We start from the raw sequence: 22,213 nt of genomic DNA, 5'->3' as shown, positions 1-22,213 counted from the left end.
CGTGGAAGCCGTGAACCTGAGCCCGCGGGAGATCGTTTCCGAGCTCGACCGCTACATCGTCGGCCAGAAGGACGCCAAGCGCGCCGTCGCCATCGCCCTGCGGAACCGCTGGCGCCGCCAGCAGCTGCCGGAAGGGCTGCGCGAGGAGGTGGTGCCGAAGAACATCCTGATGATCGGCCCGACCGGCTGCGGCAAGACCGAGATCGCGCGCCGTCTGGCCAAGCTCGCCAACGCCCCCTTCCTGAAGGTGGAGGCGACGAAGTTCACCGAGGTCGGCTATGTCGGCCGCGACGTCGAGAGCATCATCCGCGACCTGATCGAGGTCTCCATCACCCAGACCCGCGAGGCGAGCCGCAAGTCGGTGCAGGCCAAGGCGGAGCTGGCGGCCGAGGAACGCCTGGTGACCGCCCTGGTGGGCGAAGGCGCGTCGGGCGAGACCCGCATGAAATTCCGCCGCATGCTGCGCGAAGGCAGCCTGGAGACCCGCGAGGTCGAGGTGCAGGTGTCCGACCAGGGCGGCGGGATGCCGATCGGCATGATGGACCTGCCCGGCGCGCAGGGCATCCAGATGCAGAACATGCAGGAGATGCTGGGCAAGATGTTCGGCGGCCGCACCAAGCCGCGGAAGATGACGGTGGCCGAGGCGCGGCAGGTCCTGCTGAAGGACGAGGCCGACAAGCTGCTGGACCAGGAACAGCTGACCCGCGATGCGGTCGCCAATGCCGAGAACAACGGCATCGTCTTCCTCGACGAGATCGACAAGATCGCGCGGGGGTCGGAGAACGGCGTGCGCGGCGGCGATGTCTCCCGCGAGGGCGTGCAGCGCGACCTGCTGCCGCTGATCGAGGGCACGACGGTCACCACCAAGCATGGCCCGGTGAAGACCGACCACATCCTCTTCATCGCCTCCGGCGCCTTCCACCTGTCGAAGCCCAGCGACCTGCTGCCGGAATTGCAGGGCCGCCTGCCGATCCGCGTCGAGCTGGCGGCGCTGACCCGCGACGACATGCGCCGCATCCTGACCGAGCCGGAGCACAGCCTGATCAAGCAGTATGTCGCGCTGCTGGGGACGGAGGGCGTGACGCTCGACATCGGCGGCGACGCGGTCGACGCCATCGCCGACCTGGCGGCGGACATCAATGCCAGGGTCGAGAATATCGGCGCCCGCCGCCTGGCGACGGTGATGGAGCGGCTGCTGGAGGAGATCAGCTTCACCGCCAGCGACCGCCCGGGCGACCGCGTGCCGGTGGATGCCGCCTATGTGCAGGAAAAGGTCGCGCCGCTGGCCGGGAGCGCCGATCTGAGCCGCTACATCCTGTAGGCGGCGTCATGGCGGATGTGTGGGCAACTTGAGGGCACGCGCGTGATGCCGCGCGTGCCCATCAGGGAAGCGCCGCCATGGCCACGCTGAAGCTGCGCGCCGTCGGGAACTCGGCGGGGGTGGTCCTGCCGGAGGAACTCCTCACCCGTCTGCGGCTGGCCGGGGGCGATACCGTGCAGGTGATCGAGACGCCGGACGGCTTCCGGGTCGTCCGGCGCGACCCGGAATTCGAGCGGCAGATGGAGGTGGCGCGGGATGTCATGCGCCGTCGCCGCGCCGTGCCGCGCGAACTGGCGAAGTGACCGCGCCCGTCTGGCTGACGCCGGACGTCGTGCTCGCCATCCATGAGGAGCAACTGGCCGAGCATGGCGGCGGCGAGGGCCTCCGCGACCTCGGCCTGCTGGAGAGCGCGCTGGCGCGGCCGCGGAACCTTCCCGCCCATGGGCAGCCGGACCTGCCGGAACTGGCCGCCGCCTTGGGCTTCGGGATCGCGCGCAACCACCCCTTCGTGGATGGCAACAAGCGCAGGGCCCATGTGGCGGTCGGGACCTTCCTGGTCCTGAACGGCCTGGACTTGGTCGCCGGCGATGCCGAATGCGTGGTGGTGATGCTGGACCTCGCCGCCGGCGACCTGCCGGAGGAGGGCTTCGCCGCCTGGCTGCGGGACGATCTGCGCCGGCAGGGTTGAAGACGGCCCGGGCCGGCAGCGGGGCGCCCTGCCCGACACGCCCTTGCCATCGCCGTCGCCGCAATTTCCTGCAACGCATCGGCAAATCCGCCTCCCTGGTCACCAATCTCCGATCAAGCAATATTCTGGAACGACGATACCAGTTCAGTTACCTATCCTTCCGCGGGGGGACGCTGATCGGCAGCGCCCCCACGGAGCCATGCTGGACATGACGAGATTGCTCGCCGCCCTGGCCGGGGCGGTGCTGGCCGCCGGCGCCGCGCAGGCGGCGCCGGTGACGACGCTGCTGGCGAATTACGACACCACCTTCAGCACGCTCTGCAACGGCGTCGCCTGCGAGCAGGCGGTGGCGGAGGCTCGCAACGGCGACAACGGCAGGACGGCAGCCCAGGCCGAATGGAATATCGGCCCGAACACCTCGGCGCCGACCGCCACGGTGAACATCAGCGGCCTCACCGGCGGAGGCCTCTGGAACGGCACGGCGCTGCCCTTCCGCCTCGCCTATGACGGCTCGGATCTCCGCTTCGGCATCGATCGCGGCAGCGGATTCCAGGATGTGACCTACACCGTCTCCCTCGCCGCCACGCAGACGCTGTTCATCCGGGCGGTGGCGCGGTCGGGCGGGGCCGACACCACGATCGCCGGGCTCGCGCTGAGCGGCAACGCCCTGCCCACGCTGGCCGGCGACAGCGGCGGGGACTACCTGCGCGTGTCGAACTTCACCTGGTCCTCCGCCTGGAACCTGACCGGCACCATCGCCATGACCGGCGGCCCCGGGGCGGGGGCCGTGCCCTCCGTGCAGTTCAAGCTGACCAACCTTGCCGTCCCGCCCCCCGTGCCGGAGCCGGCGGGCATCGCCCTGCTGGGTCTCGGCCTGGCCGCGCTGGGCGTGGCGCGGCGCGGTTCCGCGGCCAGCGCCCGGGCCGGCTGAACCGACCGGCGGGAGGCCGGGGCTCCCCGCGCAGGTCCTTCCTGCGGGCGACCCGGCCCCCGCCGTGGCGGCGGGAGGCTCGCGGCGGGCGCGCCCGGGCTGTGCCTGACATGGCGGGCTGGTCGACCCGTCCCAAGCCCCAGGCTGCGACGGCCGCCGCCGCCGGCCTTCCCTGCGCCGGGGCGTCGGCTGCCCTCGCCGTCCCGGCGCGGCGTCCGCCCTGGCGGGGCCGTCCGGGTGGCCCCATTCTTCCGGCCGGCGAACCCTTGCCCCAACCCCGGGTTCATCCCAGGCCATGCCAGACCCCGACCGCCTCCTCCCCGTCCCCGCCCTGTCCGAGGCTGAACTCGCCGAGCTCGACGCCGCCGTGGTGGTGCTGGAGGGCACCTCGCTGCCCGTCCGCCTTGCCGCCCTGGTCGGTGGCTCGGTGGAGGCGCTGAAGCGCCGCCTGCCATCCTTCGCCCAGGCCGGGCTGGATTCGGCGGTGCGGCGGGCGCTGGACGCCGCGCTGCGCGCCGCCCTGCGCAGCAATCCCGGCGGCACGCCCGGCCGGCTGCCGGGGGAATGGCTGCATCGCGGCCTCCTCGCCGCCTCGGGCGCCGCCGGCGGGGCGCTGGGCCTGCCGGGGACGCTGCTGGAACTGCCCGTCTCCACCACCCTGCTGCTGCGTCAGGTCGCCGCCATCGCCGCCGAGCAGGGGGAGGACCTGGCCGACCCGGCGGTGCAGGCGGAATGCCTGAAGGTCTTCGCCCTGGGCGGCCGCACGCCGGAGGATGACGAGACGGAGAGCGGCTATTTCGCCCTGCGCCTGGCCCTGGCCGAGGCGGTGCAGGCAGCGGTCGGCCGCGGCGTCGCGCAGTTCCTGCCCGGCTTCCTCGGCGCCGTCGCCGCGCGCTTCGGGGCGCCGGTCGCCTTCAAGCTGTCCGCCCAGGCGGCGCCGGTGGTCGGGGCGGCCGGCGGGGCGGCGGTGAACCTCGCCTTCCTCGAGCATTTCCGCGGCATCGCCCGCGCCCATTTCACCGTCCGCCGGCTGGAGCGAAGGCACGGCCCCGCGCTGGTCCGCGCCACCTATGAGCGGCTGCGGGAACGGCCGGCCATCGGCTGACAGCGGTGGCCGGGCTGCTCACGCGCCTGGCATGGAGCCGAATTCACGCGACGCCGACGGCCCGGCGCCTATGTTCTTGCGAACCACTCGCAATTGCAGGTGCCACGCATGTCCGTCGCCCTCGAATCCGCCCTCATCCTCCTGCGGGAGGGGCTGGAGGCCATCCTTGTCCTTGCCGCCCTCGCCGCCCTGCTGCGCAAGGTCGCGCCGGCGCGCATCGGCGCGCTCTGGGCCGGGGCGGGGCTTGGCCTGCTAGCCAGCCTCGCCACCGCCGGCGCCTATGCCGCCTGGCGCGGCGGCGTGCATGACGACACGGTGGAGGGCGTCACCTGCCTGCTCGCCGCCGGCCTCATGCTCTGGACCGGCGGCTTCCTCTGGCGGCGGTCGGACCCGCGGGCCTGGGCGGCGACGCTGCAGCGCCAGGCCCATGCCGCGCTGGCGGCCGACAGCGTGCCGGTGGCGCTGGGCCTGATCGGTTTCCTCGCGGTGTTCCGCGAGGGGGCGGAGACCGCGCTGTTCCTCGGCGCCCTGGGGTCGGAGGAATCGCTGCCCGGCATGCTGGTCGGGCTGGCGGCGGGTGCGGTCGGCCTCGGCCTGCTCTGGTACCTCATCATCCGCGCCGCGGTGCGGCTGCCGCTGCGGCCGCTGTTCCGGGTGACCTCGCTGTTCCTGCTGCTGATGGCGGCGCGGCTGGTGGCGGCCGGGCTGCAGGAATTCCAGGAACAGGCCATCATCTCCTTCACCCCGGCCGAGCTGCCGCCGCTGGCCGAGGCCATCGGCCTGTCGCCGAGCTGGGAGGGCCTGGTCGCGCAGGCGATGGTCCTGGCCGGCGCCGCGCTCGTGCTGGCCTGGCCGAAGCGCCTTCCGGTCGCCGGGCACGCCGCGGCGGAGTGAGGCGCCCGGATCCCGGGGCGAAACCCCGGGTCCGCCGCGCGGCGGCTGCGCGCGAAGCGTCCGGCCCGGTCCGCCACCAGGCCGATGACGATGGCGCGGCCCGCATCCCGGGACGCGCGCTGCCATCGCCATCGGCGGCGATGCCGGCCTTACGACACCGCCCGCCGCGAGGCCCTATCGCGTTCGGACGGGCGCATCCGAACCCGTGCCGTTTTCAGAGCCGCAGCAGCCCGCGCAGCACCAGGGCCAGCAGCCCCACCGCCGCCACGCCCGCGGCCCAGAGCCCGGCGAACCACAGCAGCCGCCGTGCCGTCCCCCGGCTCATCCTCCGGTTCATCCCCTGGGCCATCGCCTAGTGGTAGCCCTGGCCGGACTTCATCTTGCCGCGGAACAGCCAGTAGGCGTAGCCGGTATAGGCCAGGATGATCGGGATCAGCACCGCCGAGCCCACCAGCATGAACACCTGCGAGGACCGCGGCGACGCGGCGTCCCAGATGGTGATGTCCGGCGGCACGATGTTGGGCCACATGGAGATGCCGAGCCCGGTATAGGCCAGGAAGAACAGCCCCAGCGCGCAGGCGAAGGGGATGCCGTCGCGCCAGATCATGCTCGTCGTCGGCGTGTAGCGTCCGGCCCGCGCCAGCCCGCGGAACAGCAGCACGGACAGCACCACCACCAGGATCGGCACCGGCGCCGCCGTCAGGATGATGGGGAAGTCGAACCAGCGGGCGCGGAACTGCGGCAGCAGGAATGGGACGATGGCGCTGACCAGCGCCATGAAGCCCAGCGTCAGCAGCGTGGTCCGCCGCGCCAGCGCCTTCACCTGCTCCTGCAGCCAGTCCTCGGTCTTCCAGACCAGCCAGCAGGCGCCCAGCATCCCGTAGCCCGCCACCACCGCGAAGCCGGTCAGCACCGAGAAGGGCGACAGCCAGTCCCACCAGCCGCCGGCATAGGCGCGGCCGCTGACCTGCACGCCCTGCACCAGCGCGCCCAGCACCACGCCCTGCGCGAAGCTGGCGACATAGCTGCCGCCGCAGAAGGCGCAGTCCCACAGGAACAGCTGCCGCGGGCTGGCGGCGCGGAACCGCATCTCGAAGGAGACGCCGCGGAAGATCAGCGCCAGCAGCATGATGATGATCGGCATGTAGACCGCCGGCATCACCACGGCATAGGCCAGCGGGAAGGCGGCGAAGAGCCCGCCGCCGCCCAGGATCAGCCAGGTCTCGTTGCCGTCCCAGACGGGCGCGACGGTGTTCACCGACAGGTCGCGCTCCTCCTGCCCCTCGATCCAGGGGAACAGGATGCCGACGCCCAGGTCGAAGCCGTCCATGCACACGTACAGGAAGACGGCGAAGGCGATCAGGAAGGCCCAGATCGTGGCGATCGTCTCAGCGCTCATCCGCGTCACTCCGCCGGCTGCGGCCGCGCCTGCACGACGCGGTCGGGGTTGACGGACGCCACCGGCGTGATGCCGGCGGTGCGGGTCGGCGGCTCCGATTCCACGCCATGCTCCTGCGGCATCGGCGGTTGGCGGAACAGCTTCAGCAGGTACCAGATGCCGGCGCCGAAGACGACGAAGTACACCGTGACGAACATGGCGATGGAGGTGGCGAGCGCCGGCGCCGCGATCGGGCTCGCGCTCTCGGCCGTGCGCATCAGGCCGTAGACGGTGAAGGGCTGCCGCCCCGCCTCGGTCGTGATCCAGCCGAAGGTGACGGCGATGAGGCCGGAGGGCGCCATGGCCACCGTCCAGCGCAGGAACCAGCGGCTGTCGTACAGCCGCCCCTTCCAGCGCAGCAGCAGCGACATGGCGCCGAGCCCGATCATCAGCAGGCCCATGCCGACCATGATGCGGAAGGACCAGAAGACCAGCGGCACGTTGGTCGGCCGGTCCTCCTTCGGGAAGTCCTTCAGCCCCTTCAGCTCGCCCTCCAGGCTGTGCTTGAGGATGAGGCTGCCGAGATAGGGGATCTCGACCTTGTAGCGCGTCTCCTCCCGCTGCATGTCGGGGATGCCGAACAGGATCAGCGGCGCGGGCGCCTGCGTCTCCCAGTGGCCCTCCATGGCGGCGACCTTCTGCGGCTGGTAGTGCAGCGCCCACAGCCCCTGCATGTCGCCGAAGAAGGCCTGCGCCGGCGCGACGGCGGCGGCCATCCACATCGCCATGCTGAACATGGTCCGCGCCCGCTCGTTGCGCCGGTCCCGCAGCAGGTGCCAGGCGCCGACCGCGCCGACGATCATCGCCGTGGTCAGGAAGGCGCCGGTGATGGTGTGGAGGTAGCGGAAGGGGAAGGACGGGTTGAAGACGATCGCCCACCAGTCCTCCGGCATGAAGCGGCCATCGGGCGCGATGGAATGGCCGGCCGGCGTGTGCATCCAGGAATTGGCGGACAGGATCCAGAAGCCGGAGATCAGCGTGCCGATGGCGACCAGGCAGGTGGCGGTGAAATGCAGCCCGCGCCCGACGCGCCCGAGGCCGAACAGCATGACGCCGAGGAAGCCGGCCTCGAGGAAGAAGGCCGTCAGCACCTCATAGGCCATCAGCGGGCCGAGCACCGGCCCCACCCGGTCCGACCAGGCGGACCAGTTCGTGCCGAACTGGTAGGACAGCACGATGCCGGAGACGACGCCCATGGCGAAGTTCACGGCGAAGACCTTCAGCCAGTAGCGGAAGAGGTCGAGGTACTTCGCATCCCCCTTCCAGATCCACAGCCCCTCCAGCACCGCCAGGTAGCTGGCCAGCCCGATGGTGAAGGCGGGGAACAGGAAGTGGAAGGTGACGGTGAAGGCGAACTGGAAGCGCGCGAGGTCGAGCGCGCTCGGCAAGGCATCCGGCATGGGTGCGGGCCCCATTCTGGTGGCGGCCGCGGAGGCCGGTCGGGGAGAAGGACGCGCCGCGCCGGGAAAGGTGCCATGGCCGCCGCGGGCGGCACGGCGCGTCCCGCCGGATCGTCCCCTCACTCCTTCCCGGCCGGCCACCTGGCCGACGGCAACGCGGGGCCATCCCCGCGACGCGGCACGGCCGCGCCACGAAACCCGGAGGCGGGCGGGATCAGGCGGCGGCGCGAAGGGCGGCGGGGCGTTCGACCCGCACGTCCAGCACGCCGAACACCTGGCCGAGGTTGCCGGCGACGAGATGTACCATTCCCGCTGGCATCGCCTCCATCACCATTTCCGTGTGCACCAAGTCGCCCTGCCGCCGGGCCAGCACGGCATCGGCCGTCAGGTCGCGCTTGGCGAGGGGCTGGAGCAGCCGCGGCAGCAGGCCGGGCGAGGCTTCCGCGGTGACGAGGAAGCGGGCGGCGACGAGGTCGTGATCGGGACAATCGGTCATCGGGAAGCATCCGTTTCGGCGAGGGGTTTGAACCGTGAACCCGGCGGCGCAGGCGCGCCGCCCCGAACGGCAGCGCGGCTCAGGCGGCCGGGCCGGTAATTCGCGCGAAAAGGGCGATCCCGAAGCTGGACATGCCCGCACCCTGGACCCGCGGGCCGGCCCGCGTCAAGCGCGAGTCGCATCGCCTGGCCCGTTGCCGCGCGGGTGCCGTGCAGGTGCCGCGCGCGGACGTCAGGCGGCCGCACGCAGGGTTCAATGGCCAGCGGTGGCGGGGACCGGGAGAAGGGTGGCACCACCGACGGGACACCGCCTTGCCGTCTTCCTCCGCCGCGCTGCCGCAGGCGCGCCCCGCCATGGCCGAGGCAGGCTGGGTCGCGCTGTGCTGCGCCCTAGGCCTCGCCGCCGCGCTCGCCATCCTCCTGCCGCCCTACCCGCCGCTGCAGGATTTCCCCGAATGGGCCTGGCAGGGCGACCTGCTGGCGCGGATCCTCGGCGGCGAGAGCCTGCCCGGCCTCTCGCTCGCCACCTGGCCGGTGCCGAACAGCAGCGTGCAGGCGATGCTCGGCCTGCTCTCGCTGGCGCTGCCCGCCGCGGTGGCGGCGAAGGCCTTCCTGCTGGCGCTGGTCGCGGCGGCGGTCGCGCTCGCCCTCGCGCTCGGGTGGCGCTACCAGCCGCAGGCCCCGGGCGCCTTCGCGGCCGTGCTGCTGGTCGCGGTGTTCCTGCATGCCGGCTTCTGGAACGGCTACGCCAATTACCAGCTTGGCCTGCTGCTGCTGGGCGCCTGGTTCCTGCTGCCGGAGGCGCGGCGGGGCCAGGCGCTGCCGATCCTGGCCTTCAGCCTGCTGATCTTCTTCACCCATGCCATGGTCTTCGCCGCCTTCGGCCTGCTGCTCGGCCTCAGCGCGCTGCTGCGGTGGCGGCTGCTGCCGACCATCCTCGGCCTGCTGCCGGCGGCGGCGCTGACGCTGTGGTACCTGGCGGCGGGCGCCGGCGGCCAGGCGACGGAGGCGCGCAGCCTCGGCGGCGTCGCCGCCTTCCTCGGCTACAAGGCCTATACGCTGGCGAAGCTCGGCCCCTACCACAATTTCGTCTTCGCCACCGGCGGCGACGCGGCGCTGCGGCCGGCGCTGCACTGGGGCGGCGCGGCGGCGAATGCGCTGTTCGCCGCCGGCCTCGGCCTCGCGCTCCTGCTCGGCCTGCAGGCCGCCTGGCGGGACCGCCGCCTGGCCTGGCCGGCGCTGCTGGCGGCGGGGCTGCTGCTGGCCGGCTTCGCCGTGCTGCCCGACCTGGTGCAGAACGTGGTGAACCCGGGGGAGAGGCTGCTGCTGCCGGCGCTGCTGATCCTGCTGCTGGTGCTGCCTCTGCCGGCGCTGCTGCTGCGCGGCCTCGGCCTCGGCGCCATCCTCCTGCTCGGCTGCGTCCTGCTGCTGGCGACGACGCGGCAGGGCTGGGACCGGCCGCTGCACTTCACCGAGCTGGACCCGGCGCGGACCGAGCTGTTCCGCCACCGCCCGACCGCCTTCGCCTGCAAATGGGCCGCGCTGCGGGATGGCGCGCAGCCTGGCATGCCGGGATGGCAGCCGCTGTCCTTCGCCACCAGCCTGCTGCTGGGCCCGACCCAGGCGGGATGCACCGGCCGGCCGGGCTGATACCGGCGGTCATTCGAGATCAGCGTCGGTCTTGTCCCGGTGCCCTGAAGCGGCGGGCGCCGTCCGGCGCCGGCCGCAGGTCGTTCCATGCGGCCCTTGGCATGATGCGACGGTCAGCCGCGCAGCGTCGCGTGCCAGCGCAGCACGGCGATGCTGCCGCCGCGCAGCAGGCGGTGATGCAGCAGCCAGCGCTCCGCCTCCGCCACCAGGGCGGCGGCTTCCACGGCGGCGCCGGGCCGCCCGCCTTCGCGCAATTCCGCCAGCAGGCGCATCCAGGCATCCGTCGCCGCGGCGGTGTGGCGGCCGCCGATGGATTCGGTGACGTGCAGGGTGAAGCCGGCCCGCTGCAGCGCCTCCTCCACCACCTCCCGCGGCGGGGGCAGGGTCGGCCGCTCGTCCAGGGCGAGCCAGCGCGCCAGGCCGGGGCTGGCGGGGTCGCCGGCCAGCACCGTCTCCACCAGCACTACCTGCGCGCCGGGCTTCAGCCCGGTGGCCAGGGCCGGGAAGAAGGCATCCGGCGCGGTGCCGGCCAGCATCGGTTCCAGCGCCAGGGCATGGTGATGGAAGCGCGGCCGGAAGGCGGGCGCGGCGGGATCCCAGGCGGCCAGCGCGGCGCGCCGGCCGAAGGGCTTCAGCAGCGGCTCCGCGCGGTCGGCCATCCAGCAGTCATGCTGATGCGCGGCGACCCAGGCGCCGCGCTGGGCGGCGAGGCAGGCCGCGGCACCGCCGGCATCCCGCCCCACCAGCAGCAGCGTCGTGGCCGGGGAGAGCGGCAGCAGGAAGGCGAGGCGGAGGATCTCCGCCTCTCCCCCCGGCAGGGCGAAGCCGGGGCCCCAGAGCCGGTCGGCCCAGGCGGCCCGCGCTTCGGGTTGCGAGGGCTGCGCCGTGGCGGCGGCGTGCAGCGCGGCGACGCCGTGGCCATGCGCCGGCGCCATGCCCGGCGGCGCGAGGTCGTCCGGTAGGGAGAGGTCAGGCCCGGTTTCCCGCCGCCACCATTGGGCGAGCCGGCGCCAGGGATCCCAGGCGATGGACAGGCGGCCGGCAGGCAGCAGGGCGAGGCGCATCGGGCCGCGGGCCCTCCTGCGCCCGGCGGCGAAACCTAAGCATGGGGGGCGTGAAGAAAGGGTGTGCCCAGGCCGGTGACGCCGGGCCCGGCCGGGCGCCGCGGCTGGTCGGGCGGGGGTGGCGCGCGGTCGTGCCTGCGCGGTGGAGGGCGCCGGCAGGGCCCGGACATGCAAAGGGCCCGGTCGCGGCGGCAACCGGGCCCTTCAGCGGAGTGGTGGAGCCAATCGGAATCGAACCGACGACCTCTTGAATGCCATTCAAGCGCTCTCCCAACTGAGCTATGGCCCCCCGGAGAGAGCGCGGCGTATAGCCGCCGCCCGCCGGCCCCGCAAGGGCTCCCGCGCCTGCCGGCGGCGATTTCCGCGGCCGCCGCCGGGCATGGCGCGACAGGCGCCCGCCGCCCGCGGCGGGGCGTTTCCGCCCGGCCCCGATCTGCTCTAGGTTGCCGCCCACTTCCCGGGCTTGCAGAGAGGAGACGCGGCCAGCATGTCGAAGGTCTATCCGGATGCGAAGGCGGCGCTCGCCGGGCTGCTGCGGGACGGCATGATGATCCATTCCGGCGGCTTCGGCCTGTGCGGCATCCCAGCCCTGCTGATCGAGGCGATCCGCGATGCCGGCGTGAAGGACCTCACCATCGTCTCGAACAATGCCGGCATCGACGATGCGGGCCTCGGCCTGCTGCTGAAGACGCGGCAGGTGAAGCGGATGGTCAGCAGCTATGTGGGGGAGAACAAGACCTTCGCCGAGCAGTTCCTGGCCGGCGAGCTGGAGATCGAGTTCAACCCGCAGGGCACGCTGGCCGAGCGCATCCGCGCCGGCGGCGCCGGCATCCCGGCCTTCTATACGAAGACCGGCGTCGGCACCGCGGTGGCGGAAGGCAAGCCGACCGCGGTGTTCGACGGCGAGACCTACGTGCAGGAACGCGGGATCGTCGCCGACCTGGCGATCGTGCATGCCTGGAAGGCCGACACCGAAGGCAACCTCGTCTACCGGAAGACGGCGCGGAACTTCAACCCGATCATGGCGACCGCGGCGAAGGTGACGGTGGCGCAGGTGGAGCACCTGGTGCAGCCGGGCGAGATCGACCCGGACCACATCATCACGCCGGGCATCTTCGTGAAGCGCATGATCGTCTGCCCGCCGGGCTACGAGAAGCGGATCGAGCAGCGCACCATCCGCCAGCGCGCGCCGGCCGCCGCCGGCGCGGACTAGGGCATGGTGCCCGCAGGCACCGCGCGGCCGCCCAGGGGCCTGCATGGACGCCGCGACGCGGCGTCCGTGGCGCCCCGACGCGGCCCCGGCTTCCACGACACCGGCCGCAAGGCCCCGCAACACATGAATGGCAGGAGCGATTCCAGTGCCCTGGACCCGTGACCAGATGGCGGCGCGTGCCGCCCGCGAGCTGCAGGACGGATTCTACGTCAATCTCGGCATCGGCATCCCGACCCTGGTGGCGAACCACGTCCCGGCGGGGATGAGCGTGCAGCTGCAGAGCGAGAACGGCATGCTCGGGCTCGGCCCCTTCCCCTATGAGGGCGAGGAGGATCCGGACCTGATCAATGCCGGCAAGCAGACCATCACCGCCCTGCCGACCAGCAGCTATTTCTCCTCGGCCGACAGCTTCGCGATGATCCGCGGCGGGCATATCGACCTGTCCATCCTGGGCGCGCTGCAGGTGGCGGCGAATGGCGACCTGGCGAACTGGATGATCCCCGGGAAGATGGTGAAGGGGATGGGCGGCGCCATGGACCTCGTCGCCGGCGTGAAGAAGGTGGTGGTGCTGATGGAGCATACCGCCGGCGGCAAGCCCAAGCTGCTGCGCGAATGCACCCTGCCGCTGACCGGCGCGCGGGTGGTGGACATGGTCATCACCGAGCTCGGCGTCTTCGAGCTGGCGCGCAAGGGCGAGACCGCCGTGCGGCTGGTGGAGCTGGCGCCGGAGGTGACGCTGGACGAGCTGCGGGCGAAGACCGAGGCCGAGTTCACCCCCGCCTTCCGCAACTGACGCGGCAGGCCTGACGCGCCCGGCCGGCGGCCTCGCGCGCCGGCCTGGATGGCCGGGCGGCACACTGGCCCGCCGGGGATCGCCATCGGCATCGCCGCCGCGGGCATCCGCGTCGCCGCCTCCTCGGCGTCCGCCGGGGCCAGGGTTCCGCCACCCGGCCCCGCTGGTATCGCCGCCGATGCCCTTCCGGCATTGGCGTCGCGTCCGGGCTGCGCCGACCCTTCGCCATCGACGGGAGGAGGGAAGGACAGGATGCCGGTCTTCTGGCGACGCTGGCTGGCGGCGTGGTGCGGCGCCGTCGGCGTCTTCGGCCTGGTGCTGATGGGCGGCGCCATCCCGGCCACGGAGCGCCCCGTCCTGCTGCTGCTGCACGGCCTGGGCGGCGCGCCGGTGGCGGCGGACCCGCCGCTGCGCTTCGCGCTCGGCGTCCTGGGCGCGGTCAGCCTCGGCTGGGCGCTGGGCATGCTGGCCGCCTTCCGGGCGGCGGAGGCGCTGGGCCCGCAGGGTCGCCCGGTCTGGATGGGGCTGACCGCCGGCGTCCTGGCCTGGTTCGCCTGCGACAGCGCGCTTTCGGTCATCACCGGCTTCTGGCCGAATGTCGTGCCCAATCTGCTGCTGCTGGGGACCTATCTGTTGGCGGTGATCCGCGGCGGCGCGCTGCGCCGCTGAGGCCGGGGCGCGGATGTCCCGGCTTCCGCACCCCGGCGTTGCGCGCAGGGTCGGCGTGGCGGCCGCGCGCGGGCAACCCTGCCAGCCGGCAGGGTCAGGCGAAGCGCAGCAGCACCACCAGCGCGACCAGCAACTGCGCCATGTTGAGCACCACGCTCAGCCGATGCGCCCGGTCGAAGCGCGGCTTCGCCGCCGCGTCGCCGGCCTGGGCCGCATCCGACAGCGCGTTGATCCGCGGCATCAGCCCCTGCCGCAGCCAGGCCGTCAGCGCCGCGACCGCGGCCATCGCCAGCGCATCCCACAGCCGTAGCGGCAGCAGCGCCACCGAAGCGGCGGCCGACAGGCCGAGCACCCAGAGGTAGTAGACGGGGAAGACCTGCCGGATGAAGCGGCCGGACCATTCCGGCGGCAGGCGGGTGAAGACCAGCGGCGCGACGGCGGCGGCGAAGAACACCATCCCGCCCAGCAGCAGGGCGGTGGCGAGCAGGGCGGCGGCGGAAAGGATCATGCGCCGCCGACATGGCCCCGCCGCGCCGCGCGGCAATCCCGGGCGGCCGCATTGTCGCCGGCCCCATTGTTGCAGCGCACGAAGGCGCTAGTGTTCCAGGCCGGGAGGGCGCCGCCGGTGGCGGCGCCCTTCGGATCGCGCCGCCAGCATCTGGCTTCCGTGGCCTGCCGGTCGCTCCCGCGCGCCGGCTGCGGGGGGCGCGGGCAGGACACTCGCATCGTGCCGCCGGGGAACAGGACCGCATGCCTTCATCTGCCATCGTGCTCGGCGCCGGGATGGTCGGCGTTTCCGTCGCGCTGCATCTGCGCCGGCGCGGCTACGACGTCACGCTGGTGGACCGCCGCGGCCCGGGGGAGGGCGCGAGCTTCGGCAATGGCGGCCTGATCCAGCGGGAAGCGGTCTTCCCGCATCCCTTCCCCCGCACGGTGGGGGAAATGGCGCGGATCGCCGGCAACCGCTCGGTCGATGCGGTCTACCATCCGCTGGCCATGCCCTTCTTCGCCGCGCCGCTGCTGCGCTACTGGTGGCATTCCGAACCGGCGCGCTACGCCCGCGCGATGCAGGCGCATGCCGCGCTGATCGAGACCTGCCTGGACGAGCACCTGGCCCTGGCCCGCGGCACCCCGGCCGAGGCGCTGCTGCGGCCGATCGGCTGGATGCGGCTGTACAGCGACCCCCGCATGCTGGACGCCGCCCTGGCGCAGGCGGAGCAGGCGCGCCGCCAGCACGGGGTGAATTTCGTGGCGCTCGACGGCCGCGGCCTGGCGGAGGCCGAGCCGCATTTCATGGCGCAGCGCGCTGGCGCCATCCACTGGACCGACCCGCTGTCGGTCAGCGACCCGCATGCGCTGACGCTGGCCTATGCCGGGATGTTCACCGCCGAGGGCGGGCGCTTCGCGATCGGCGACGCGACCAGCCTGCGCCGCGCCGGCGCCGGCTGGGCGGTGCGGACCGCGGAGGGCGAGGTGGAGGCGCGGGAGGTCGTCATCGCGCTGGGCATCGCCGCCGCCGAGGTGACGCGCCGCTTCGGCTATGCGCCGCCGATCTTCGGCAAGCGTGGCTACCACCTGCACTACACGCTGCGCGGCAATGCGGTGCTGCACCGGCCGATCCTCGATACCGAAAGCGCCTTCCTGCTGGCGCCGATGCGCGCCGGCATCCGGCTGACCACCGGCGCCGAATTCGCCCGGCCGGATGCGCCGCCGACGCCGGTGCAGCTGGAACGGGCGGAGCCGATCGCGCGGACGCTGATGCCGCTGGCCGAGAAGGTGGAGGACGCGCCCTGGCTGGGCGTGCGCCCCTGCATGCCGGACATGCTGCCGGTGATCGGCAGGCTGCCCGGGCAGGCCGGCGCTTGGTGCGCCTTCGGCCATGCGCATCAGGGGCTGACGCTGGGCCCCACCACCGGCCGCATGCTGGCGGAGATGATGACGGGCGAGGCGCCCTTCGTCGCGGCCGAGCCCTACCGCGCCGACCGCTTCTGACGCCCGGCCGCCCGGCCGCCCGGATGCCGCGGCGGGACGGCAGACCGCGCGGCCGCCCCAGGATCATGGGCCCGAATACAACTATTAGTATATTCTAAGTATAGAACATCGCTTGTGGATTGCATGACGCGACGGTTATTCTCCCGTTACAACCAGGCCGGGAGACATCCATGTCGAGCGTCACGAGCATCACGCTGGTCCGCAATGGCCAGGCGCGGACCTGGGGCGACTTCGCCGCCGCCCGGACCCTGACCTTCGACGACATCGACCTGGGCGGCGGGACGGAGGCGCCGCTGGCCTTCGCCGCGCCGGATTACGGCGGCTTCGCCTGGGTGCAGGCCGGCATCGCCCAGCCCGGGGCCTATCCCGGCCTCGGCTATGCCGCATCCTCCGGCGGGCAGATCGCCTTCGTCGGCGAGAAGAACGGCGCCAGCATCGCCGGCTATGCGGGCGACAGCGGCGCCGGCCTCCTCGTCACGCGCGGGGAGCGCTTCGACCTGCTCGGCGTCGCGCTCTCCTCCGCCGGGGCGGACGGGCTGCCGGTGACCTTCACCGGCACGCGCTGGGACGGCAGCACGGTGACGCTGACCGTCGCCGTCCCCAAGGTGGACGCCCCGGGGGAGGTGCCGCTGAGCGTCGGCTTCGGGGCGGAATGGCAGGACCTCCGCAGCCTCGGCATCGACGGACCGGGCTATTTCGGGCTGGACGACCTGGCGACCCGCTCGGCCGATGTCGCCTCGGCCTTCAGCCGCAGCCTCACGGTCCTGAGCTTCGACGACATCGACCTGGGCGGCGGGACGGAGGCGCCGCTGGCCTTCGCCGCGCCGGATTACGGCGGCTTCGCCTGGGTGCAGGCCGGCATCGCCCAGCCCGGGGCCTATCCCGGCCTCGGCTATGCCGCATCCTCCGGCGGGCAGATCGCCTTCGTCGGCGAGAAGAACGGCGCCAGCATCCCGGGCTATGAGGGCGCCAGCGGCTCCGGCATCGTCATCACCCGGGGCGAGGCCTTCGACCTGCACGGCGTCAGCCTCTCCGCAGTGACGGAGGGGCTGGCGGTGACCTTCACCGGCACGCGGGCGGATGGCGGCACGGTGACGCTGAGCGTCGCCGCCCCGAAGGTGGACCAGCCCGGGGAGACGGCGCTGGCCGTCGCCTTCGACGCCGCCTGGGCGGACCTCGTCGCGCTGTCGGTGGACGGGCCGGGCTATTTCGGCCTGGACGACCTGGCCTTCTCCACCGGCGACCGGCTGGTGCTGTCGGCCGCCGCGGCGGCGACGCTGACGCGGCAGGTGGTGGGCGGCGACACGCTGGTGACCTGGGACGGCGGGTCCGCCCTGCTGCAGGGCTATGCCGCGGTGACGCCGGGCGACATCGCCTTCGCCTGACCCGGGCGGATCGCCGGCCCGCCCGCACCCGGCCCCCGGGGGCAGGCGGCGCCGGGCGGCGGGTTTTCTGCTGCAACCATGCCGTGAACCCGTTACGCTCACCGCAAGCGCCAGCAAAGGCGTGGATGCGGGAGGCAAAACGGATGATCGGACGACGCGCAGCCGGCGGCATCGCCGCCGGCACGGCCATGGCGCTGGCCACCCCCAACCTGGCCGCGGCGACCCCGCGGATCCGCTGGCGAAGCCCGGGCAGCTTCCCGAAATCGGTGGACACACTCTGGGCGGCGCATGAACGCTTCTGCCAGAAGGTGTCGGAACTGACGGACGGCGCCTTCCAGCTCGTCCCCTCCGGCCCCGGGGAGATCGTGCCGGCGCTGCAGGTGATGGACGCGGTCGGCCAGGGCTCGGTCGAATGCGGCTTCACCGGCGCCGGCTTCTACTTCGGCAAGGACCCGACCCTGGCGATCGGCGCCGCGGTGCCCTTCGGCCCCTCCTCCCGCCACACCTGGTCCTGGCTGCAGGCCGGCGGCGGGCGGGAGATCATGCGCGACGTCTATCGCGACCAGGGGGTGCATGCGATCCCCATGGCCTGCACCGGCGCCCAGATGGGCGGCTGGTTCCGCAAGGAGATCCGCACGCCGGAGGACATGAAGGGCCTGAAATTCCGCATCGCCGGCCTGGGCGGCGCGGTGGTGACGCGGCTGGGCGCCGTCGCGCAGCAGCTGGCGCCCGGCGACATCTACCCGTCGCTGGAACGCGGGGTGATCGACGGCGCCGAATACATCGGCCCCTATGACGACGAGAAGCTCGGCTTCCACCGCATCGCCAAATACTACTACTACCCCGGCTGGCAGGAATACGCGCCGTCCGTGGACATGATGGTCAACGCCAAGCTGTGGGACGCGCTGCCGGCGCATTACCGCGCGGCGATGGAGGCGGCGGGGACCGAGACCTGGCACTGGGTGATGGCGCGCTACGACGTGCTGAACCCGCCGGCGCTGCGGCGGCTGATCGGGTCCGGCACGCTGCTGCGGGCCTATCCGCGGGACGTGCTGGCCGCCACCTACCGCGCGACGCAGGAGGTGTATGCCGAGCTTGGCGAGAAGGACGGCCGCTTCCGCCGCGTCTGGGAACACTGGGACAGGCACCGGCTGGAGCAGGTGCAGTGGTTCCGCGTGGCCGAGGACAGCCTGGCGAACTTCATCGCGGTGTCGACGGCCCGCTGAATTGCGAAGGGGGCGGGTGTCGCCGCCCGCCCCCTTCCCTGCGCGCCGGTCCGGCCGGGCTCAGTAGCGGTACTGTTCCGCCTTGAACGGGCCGGTCTGGTCCACGCCGATATAGCTGGCCTGCTGCGCCGAAAGCCGGGTCAGCTTGGCGCCGACCTTCTCGAGGTGCAGGGCCGCCACCTTCTCGTCCAGGTGCTTCGGCAGGACGTAGACCTTCTTCTCGTACTTGCCCGGGTTCGCCCAGAGCTCGATCTGCGCCAGGGTCTGGTTGGTGAAGCTGGCGGACATCACGAAGCTCGGGTGGCCGGTGGCGTTGCCGAGGTTCACCAGGCGGCCTTCCGACAGCAGGATGATGCGCTTGCCGTCGGGGAACTCCACCTCGTCCACCTGCGGCTTCACGTTGTCCCACTTGTAGTTCCGCAGCGCGGCGACCTGGATCTCGCTGTCGAAATGGCCGATGTTGCAGACGATGGCGCGGTGCTTCATCGCCCGCATGTGGTCGGCGGTGATGACGTCCACATTGCCGGTGGCGGTGACGAAGATGTCGGCGCGCGGCGCGGCATCCTCCATCGTCACGACCTCATAGCCTTCCATCGCCGCCTGCAGGGCGCAGATCGGGTCGACCTCGCTCACCATCACCCGGCAGCCGGCATTGCGCAGGCTGGCGGCGCTGCCCTTGCCCACGTCGCCGAAGCCCGCGACCATGGCGACCTTGCCGGCCATCATCACGTCGGTGCCGCGGCGGATGGCGTCCACCAGCGATTCCCGGCAGCCATAGAGGTTGTCGAATTTCGACTTGGTGACGCTGTCGTTGACGTTGATGGCGGGGAAGAGCAGCCGGCCTTCCTTCGCCATGACGTACAGGCGGTGCACGCCCGTCGTCGTCTCCTCGGACACGCCGACGATGCTCTTGGCCAGCTGGGCGAACCAGCCCGGCTTGGTCTTCAGGCAGGTCTTGATCAGGGCGAAGAAGACTTCCTCTTCCTCGTTCGTCGGCTTGTCGAGGAAGCCGGTGTCGCCCTGTTCGGCGCGCAGGCCGTAATGCACCAGCAGCGTCATGTCGCCGCCATCGTCCAGCAGGACGTTCGGCGTGCCGCCATCGCCCCATTCCAGGGTGCGCTTCACGTAGTCCCAGTATTCCGGCAGCGTCTCGCCCTTCACGGCGAAGACCGGCGTGCCGGATGCGGCGATGGCGGCCGCGGCGTGGTCCTGCGTCGAGAAGATGTTGCAGGAGGACCAGCGGACATCGGCGCCCAGATGCTTCAGCGTCTCGATCAGCACCGCGGTCTGGATGGTCATGTGCAGGCAGCCGGCGATGCGGGCGCCCTTCAGCGGCTGGGCCGCGTCGTATTCCTTCCGCACCGCCATCAGGCCGGGCATCTCGTCCTCGGCCATGGCGATCTCCTTCCGGCCCCAATCGGCCAGGGAGAGGTCCTTCACCATGTAGTCGGCGGCAACGGCCATCGCGCGGCATCCCTATTCCTGTCGGCGCGCCCGTAGCACGGGCCGGCGCGGCTTGGCCAGGGGCATCCGCGAGACATAAGCATGTCTTTATATCCGCTGGCTTGGCGCCTGTCTTGCGGATCCTCCATCCCCGCTCCATGGTCCGTCCAAGTTCAGTGGGGAGGAACGAACCGCATGAAAACCCGTCTCATCGCCGCCGGCCTGGGTGCCGGCATGGCGCTGTCCCTGGGGGTGCTCCCCGGCCTTGCGCAGGCGCAGCAGGCCCCGGCCCCGGCCTGGGCGCAGGGAAGGCCGGACAGCATGGCCACCTCCAGCCTGGCGCCGCATGCGCCGCGGCTGACCGTGACCCCGCCGGACCAGCTGCCGCTGCCGGCGCTGAAGGTGCCGGCCGGCTTCAAAGTGGAGCTCTGGGCGCATGGCGCGCCGGGAGCCCGCATGATGGCGGAAGGCCCGAACGGCACCGTCTTCGTCGGCACCCGCGCCATCGGCCGCGTCTATGCCATCAGCGACCAGGGCGGCCAGCGCCAGGTCCGCACCGTCGCCGGCCAGCTCAACAACCCGAACGGCATCGCGGTGCGCGACGGCGCGCTCTATGTCGTCGCCATCAACCGCGTGCTGCGCTGGGACGGCATCGAAGGGAAGCTCGACAATCCCGGCGCCCCGACCGACCTGACCGCCGCCTTCGGCCTGCCGACCGAGGAGCACCATGGCTGGAAATTCGCCGCCTTCGGGCCGGATGGCCGGCTGTACCTGAACATCGGCGTGCCCTGCAACATCTGCGAGTACAACCGCGACACGCATGCCCTCATCGTCTCCTTCAACCCGGACGGCTCCGGCCGGCGGATCGAGGGCAAGGGCATCCGCAACAGCGTCGGCTTCGACTGGAACCCGGCCACGCGCGAACTGTGGGCGACCAACAACGGCCGCGACTGGGCCGGCAACGACATGCCGAACGACACGCTGCACCGCATCCGCCGCAGCGGGGAGGATCACGGCTTCCCCTATTGCGCGTCCAACTGGCGCGACCCGGCGATCGCCAGCGGCCCGGCCACCTGCAGCGAATTCGCCGCGCCGGCGGCGCTGCTCGGCCCGCATGTCGCGGCGCTGGGCATGCGCTTCTACACCGGCACCGCCTTCCCGGCGGAATACCGCAACCAGATCTTCATCGCCCGCCGCGGGTCCTGGAACCGGGACAGGCTCTCGGGCTACGACGTGGCGGTGGCGAAGCTGGACGCGCAGGGCAACGTGACGGGCGTGGAGCCCTTCCTGACCGGTCTGCGGGACGAGGCGAACAACCGCTTCCTCGGCCGGCCGGTGGATGTGCTGGTGCGGCGCGACGGGTCGCTGCTGGTCTCGGACGAGCAGAACGGCGCCATCTACCGCATCACCCACGGGAACTGATGCGGCGCGCAAGGGTGCTGGCGGCGGCCGTCCTGGCCGCCGCCGCCTTCGTCCCCATGGCCTGGGCCGCCGGCGATGCGGCGCGCGGCGCCGCCGTGGCCGAGGCGCGGTCCTGCGGCGGCTGCCACGGGGCGCAGGGCGTGTCGGCCCAGCCGGGCATCCCCTCCCTCGCCGCGCAGCAGGCCGAGTTCGTCACCCTGCAGATGATCCTGTTCCGCGAGGGCATCCGCGATGCCGCGCCGATGAACCAGCTGTCCCAGGGGCTGAGCGACCAGCAGGTGGAGGACCTGGCGGCCTACTATGCCAGCCTGCCGCCGGGCGTGCCGGGGGACCGGGCGGCGCCGCGGGAGGCCCTGGCGCAGGAGGGCGCCCGGCTTTCGGAAAGGCTGCGCTGCGGCATCTGCCACCGCGCGGACTACCACGGCCAGAACCAGGTCCCGCGCATCGCCGGCCAGCGGGAGGAATTCCTGGCGCATGCGCTGCAGGGCTACCGCGACGGCACGCGGCGCGGGACCGACACCAACATGAACGCGGTGATGTACGGCGTGACCGATGCGGAGATCGGCGCCCTGGCGCACTACCTGGCACAGCGCCAGTGATGCCGGCCTGCGGACGCCGGGGCGTCCGCAGGTTTCGCGCGGCGACGGCGCTGGAAAGGGCGACCGGGCCGGTCGCCACCCATACCGGCCGGCAGGGCGCGGGCGCGGCCGGACCGGCTCAATTCCACTGAGTCCGATCCGGCCCCATCCGGCGGAAACCGGCCCCGAAGGCCACGATCCGCGCTGCCGCCCCTGAGGAATTGAGGAATTGAGCCGTTTTATGCGCCAGGGCCCGGCGCCGCGCGCCCCGGCCGCTTCCTTGGCCCGCACCCGCATGCGGGTGGATCGGGACGGCGGGGCGGAGGCCGCGCCGCGCCGGCCGGCGCCCGCCCGCCTGCGGCGCTTGCCGGTGCCGGTCCGCCGCCCTGGCAGGCATGGGTGGGGTGTTTCGGATTATTTTCCTAGCAAACCGGCGCGGTCGGCGCAAGTCCCGCGCCGCGCGGCGGGTCGGCCGCGCCGCCCCGGGGGTGGGGGGGCGCCCGGGC

At 72.5% G+C, this 22,213-nt stretch carries 21 protein-coding genes and 1 tRNA gene; 15 read left to right on the top strand and 7 right to left on the bottom strand.

Features of this window, described 5'->3' with window-relative positions; all coding sequences use genetic code 11:
• The first annotated feature begins 1 nt into the window (after nt 1).
• The 6 genes from hslU (at nt 2) to E2C05_RS05885 (ending at nt 4,939) form a co-directional block, all read left to right on the top strand.
• Nucleotides 2-1,321: an ATP-dependent protease ATPase subunit HslU gene (hslU, locus tag E2C05_RS05910; protein ID WP_275670491.1), complete on the top strand. Its 1,320-nt coding sequence runs from the start codon at nt 2-4 to the stop codon at nt 1,319-1,321.
• A gap of 77 nt (nt 1,322-1,398) precedes the next feature.
• Entirely contained in the window at nt 1,399-1,623 is a 225-nt protein-coding gene (locus tag E2C05_RS05905; RefSeq protein WP_133218682.1) for an AbrB/MazE/SpoVT family DNA-binding domain-containing protein, read from the top strand.
• On the top strand, nt 1,620-2,009 hold the full coding sequence (locus E2C05_RS05900; RefSeq protein WP_133218681.1) for a type II toxin-antitoxin system death-on-curing family toxin: 390 nt from the start codon (nt 1,620-1,622) through the stop codon (nt 2,007-2,009). The genes E2C05_RS05905 and E2C05_RS05900 overlap by 4 nt, the downstream gene beginning before the upstream one ends.
• A gap of 199 nt (nt 2,010-2,208) precedes the next feature.
• Entirely contained in the window at nt 2,209-2,940 is a 732-nt protein-coding gene (locus tag E2C05_RS05895; protein ID WP_133218680.1) for a choice-of-anchor W domain-containing protein, read from the top strand.
• 295 nt (nt 2,941-3,235) lie between these two features.
• Nucleotides 3,236-4,045 (top strand): EcsC family protein, encoded by an 810-nt coding sequence (locus E2C05_RS05890; protein WP_133218679.1) that lies wholly within the window; start codon nt 3,236-3,238, stop codon nt 4,043-4,045.
• 108 nt (nt 4,046-4,153) lie between these two features.
• Nucleotides 4,154-4,939 carry an FTR1 family iron permease gene (locus E2C05_RS05885; RefSeq protein WP_133218678.1) on the top strand — a complete coding sequence of 262 codons (786 nt, stop codon included), beginning with the start codon at nt 4,154-4,156 and terminating at the stop codon, nt 4,937-4,939.
• A gap of 352 nt (nt 4,940-5,291) precedes the next feature.
• On the opposite strand, the gene cydB is transcribed toward E2C05_RS05885, so the two are convergent.
• The 3 genes from cydB to E2C05_RS05870 form a co-directional block, all read right to left on the bottom strand.
• A complete protein-coding gene (gene cydB, locus E2C05_RS05880) occupies nt 5,292-6,338 on the bottom strand; it encodes a cytochrome d ubiquinol oxidase subunit II (protein ID WP_133218677.1) in 1,047 nt (348 codons plus the stop codon).
• Between the two features lie 5 nt (nt 6,339-6,343).
• Nucleotides 6,344-7,777 carry a cytochrome ubiquinol oxidase subunit I gene (locus E2C05_RS05875; protein ID WP_133218676.1) on the bottom strand — a complete coding sequence of 478 codons (1,434 nt, stop codon included), beginning with the start codon at nt 7,775-7,777 and terminating at the stop codon, nt 6,344-6,346.
• Between the two features lie 214 nt (nt 7,778-7,991).
• On the bottom strand, nt 7,992-8,273 hold the full coding sequence (locus E2C05_RS05870) for a hypothetical protein (RefSeq protein ID WP_133218675.1): 282 nt from the start codon (nt 8,271-8,273) through the stop codon (nt 7,992-7,994).
• Nucleotides 8,274-8,584: 311 nt separating this feature from the next.
• On the opposite strand from E2C05_RS05870, the gene E2C05_RS05865 reads away from it, so the two are divergent.
• Entirely contained in the window at nt 8,585-9,922 is a 1,338-nt protein-coding gene (locus E2C05_RS05865; RefSeq protein WP_133218674.1) for a hypothetical protein, read from the top strand.
• A 113-nt stretch (nt 9,923-10,035) separates the two neighbouring features.
• Here the strand turns inward: E2C05_RS05865 and E2C05_RS05860 are convergent, their stop codons facing one another.
• Complete coding sequence (locus E2C05_RS05860; RefSeq protein WP_133218673.1) at nt 10,036-10,986, bottom strand: hypothetical protein; 951 nt, start codon at nt 10,984-10,986, stop codon at nt 10,036-10,038.
• Between the two features lie 213 nt (nt 10,987-11,199).
• A tRNA-Ala gene (locus E2C05_RS05855) sits at nt 11,200-11,275 on the bottom strand.
• Nucleotides 11,276-11,473: 198 nt separating this feature from the next.
• On the opposite strand from E2C05_RS05855, the gene E2C05_RS05850 reads away from it, so the two are divergent.
• From E2C05_RS05850 to E2C05_RS05840, 3 genes are all read left to right on the top strand, one after another.
• Nucleotides 11,474-12,199: a CoA transferase subunit A gene (locus E2C05_RS05850; RefSeq protein WP_133218672.1), complete on the top strand. Its 726-nt coding sequence runs from the start codon at nt 11,474-11,476 to the stop codon at nt 12,197-12,199.
• A gap of 145 nt (nt 12,200-12,344) precedes the next feature.
• Nucleotides 12,345-12,992: a CoA transferase subunit B gene (locus tag E2C05_RS05845; protein ID WP_133218671.1), complete on the top strand. Its 648-nt coding sequence runs from the start codon at nt 12,345-12,347 to the stop codon at nt 12,990-12,992.
• 252 nt (nt 12,993-13,244) lie between these two features.
• Nucleotides 13,245-13,661 (top strand): hypothetical protein, encoded by a 417-nt coding sequence (locus tag E2C05_RS05840; RefSeq protein WP_133218670.1) that lies wholly within the window; start codon nt 13,245-13,247, stop codon nt 13,659-13,661.
• Between the two features lie 94 nt (nt 13,662-13,755).
• On the opposite strand, the gene E2C05_RS05835 is transcribed toward E2C05_RS05840, so the two are convergent.
• Nucleotides 13,756-14,169, bottom strand: a complete 414-nt coding sequence (locus E2C05_RS05835; protein WP_133218669.1) for a DUF4149 domain-containing protein — start codon at nt 14,167-14,169, stop codon at nt 13,756-13,758.
• A 242-nt stretch (nt 14,170-14,411) separates the two neighbouring features.
• Between E2C05_RS05835 and E2C05_RS05830 the strand changes: the two genes are divergently transcribed.
• The 3 genes from E2C05_RS05830 to E2C05_RS05820 all read left to right on the top strand — a co-directional run bounded on the left by E2C05_RS05830 (nt 14,412) and on the right by E2C05_RS05820 (nt 18,264).
• The gene (locus E2C05_RS05830; protein WP_133218668.1) at nt 14,412-15,653 is read left to right on the top strand and encodes an NAD(P)/FAD-dependent oxidoreductase; all 1,242 of its coding nucleotides are present in this window, start codon (nt 14,412-14,414) and stop codon (nt 15,651-15,653) included.
• Between the two features lie 170 nt (nt 15,654-15,823).
• The gene (locus E2C05_RS05825; RefSeq protein WP_133218667.1) at nt 15,824-17,038 is read left to right on the top strand and encodes a hypothetical protein; all 1,215 of its coding nucleotides are present in this window, start codon (nt 15,824-15,826) and stop codon (nt 17,036-17,038) included.
• A gap of 143 nt (nt 17,039-17,181) precedes the next feature.
• Nucleotides 17,182-18,264, top strand: coding sequence for a TRAP transporter substrate-binding protein (locus E2C05_RS05820; protein WP_240046603.1), 1,083 nt, complete (start codon nt 17,182-17,184; stop codon nt 18,262-18,264).
• Between the two features lie 60 nt (nt 18,265-18,324).
• On the opposite strand, the gene ahcY is transcribed toward E2C05_RS05820, so the two are convergent.
• A complete protein-coding gene (gene ahcY / locus E2C05_RS05815; RefSeq protein ID WP_133218665.1) occupies nt 18,325-19,728 on the bottom strand; it encodes an adenosylhomocysteinase in 1,404 nt (467 codons plus the stop codon).
• A 174-nt stretch (nt 19,729-19,902) separates the two neighbouring features.
• Here ahcY and E2C05_RS05810 point away from each other — a divergent pair, with 174 nt between their 5' ends.
• A complete protein-coding gene (locus E2C05_RS05810; protein WP_240046601.1) occupies nt 19,903-21,129 on the top strand; it encodes a PQQ-dependent sugar dehydrogenase in 1,227 nt (408 codons plus the stop codon).
• On the top strand, nt 21,129-21,728 hold the full coding sequence (locus E2C05_RS05805) for a c-type cytochrome (protein ID WP_133218664.1): 600 nt from the start codon (nt 21,129-21,131) through the stop codon (nt 21,726-21,728). Before E2C05_RS05810 ends, E2C05_RS05805 begins: the two co-directional genes overlap by 1 nt.
• The last annotated feature ends 485 nt before the right edge of the window (nt 21,729-22,213 follow it).

Source organism: Paracraurococcus ruber (assembly GCF_004353985.1).
In the GTDB taxonomy this organism is placed as follows: domain Bacteria; phylum Pseudomonadota; class Alphaproteobacteria; order Acetobacterales; family Acetobacteraceae; genus Paracraurococcus; species Paracraurococcus ruber.
This window is presented reverse-complemented; position numbering and strand designations above follow the sequence as displayed.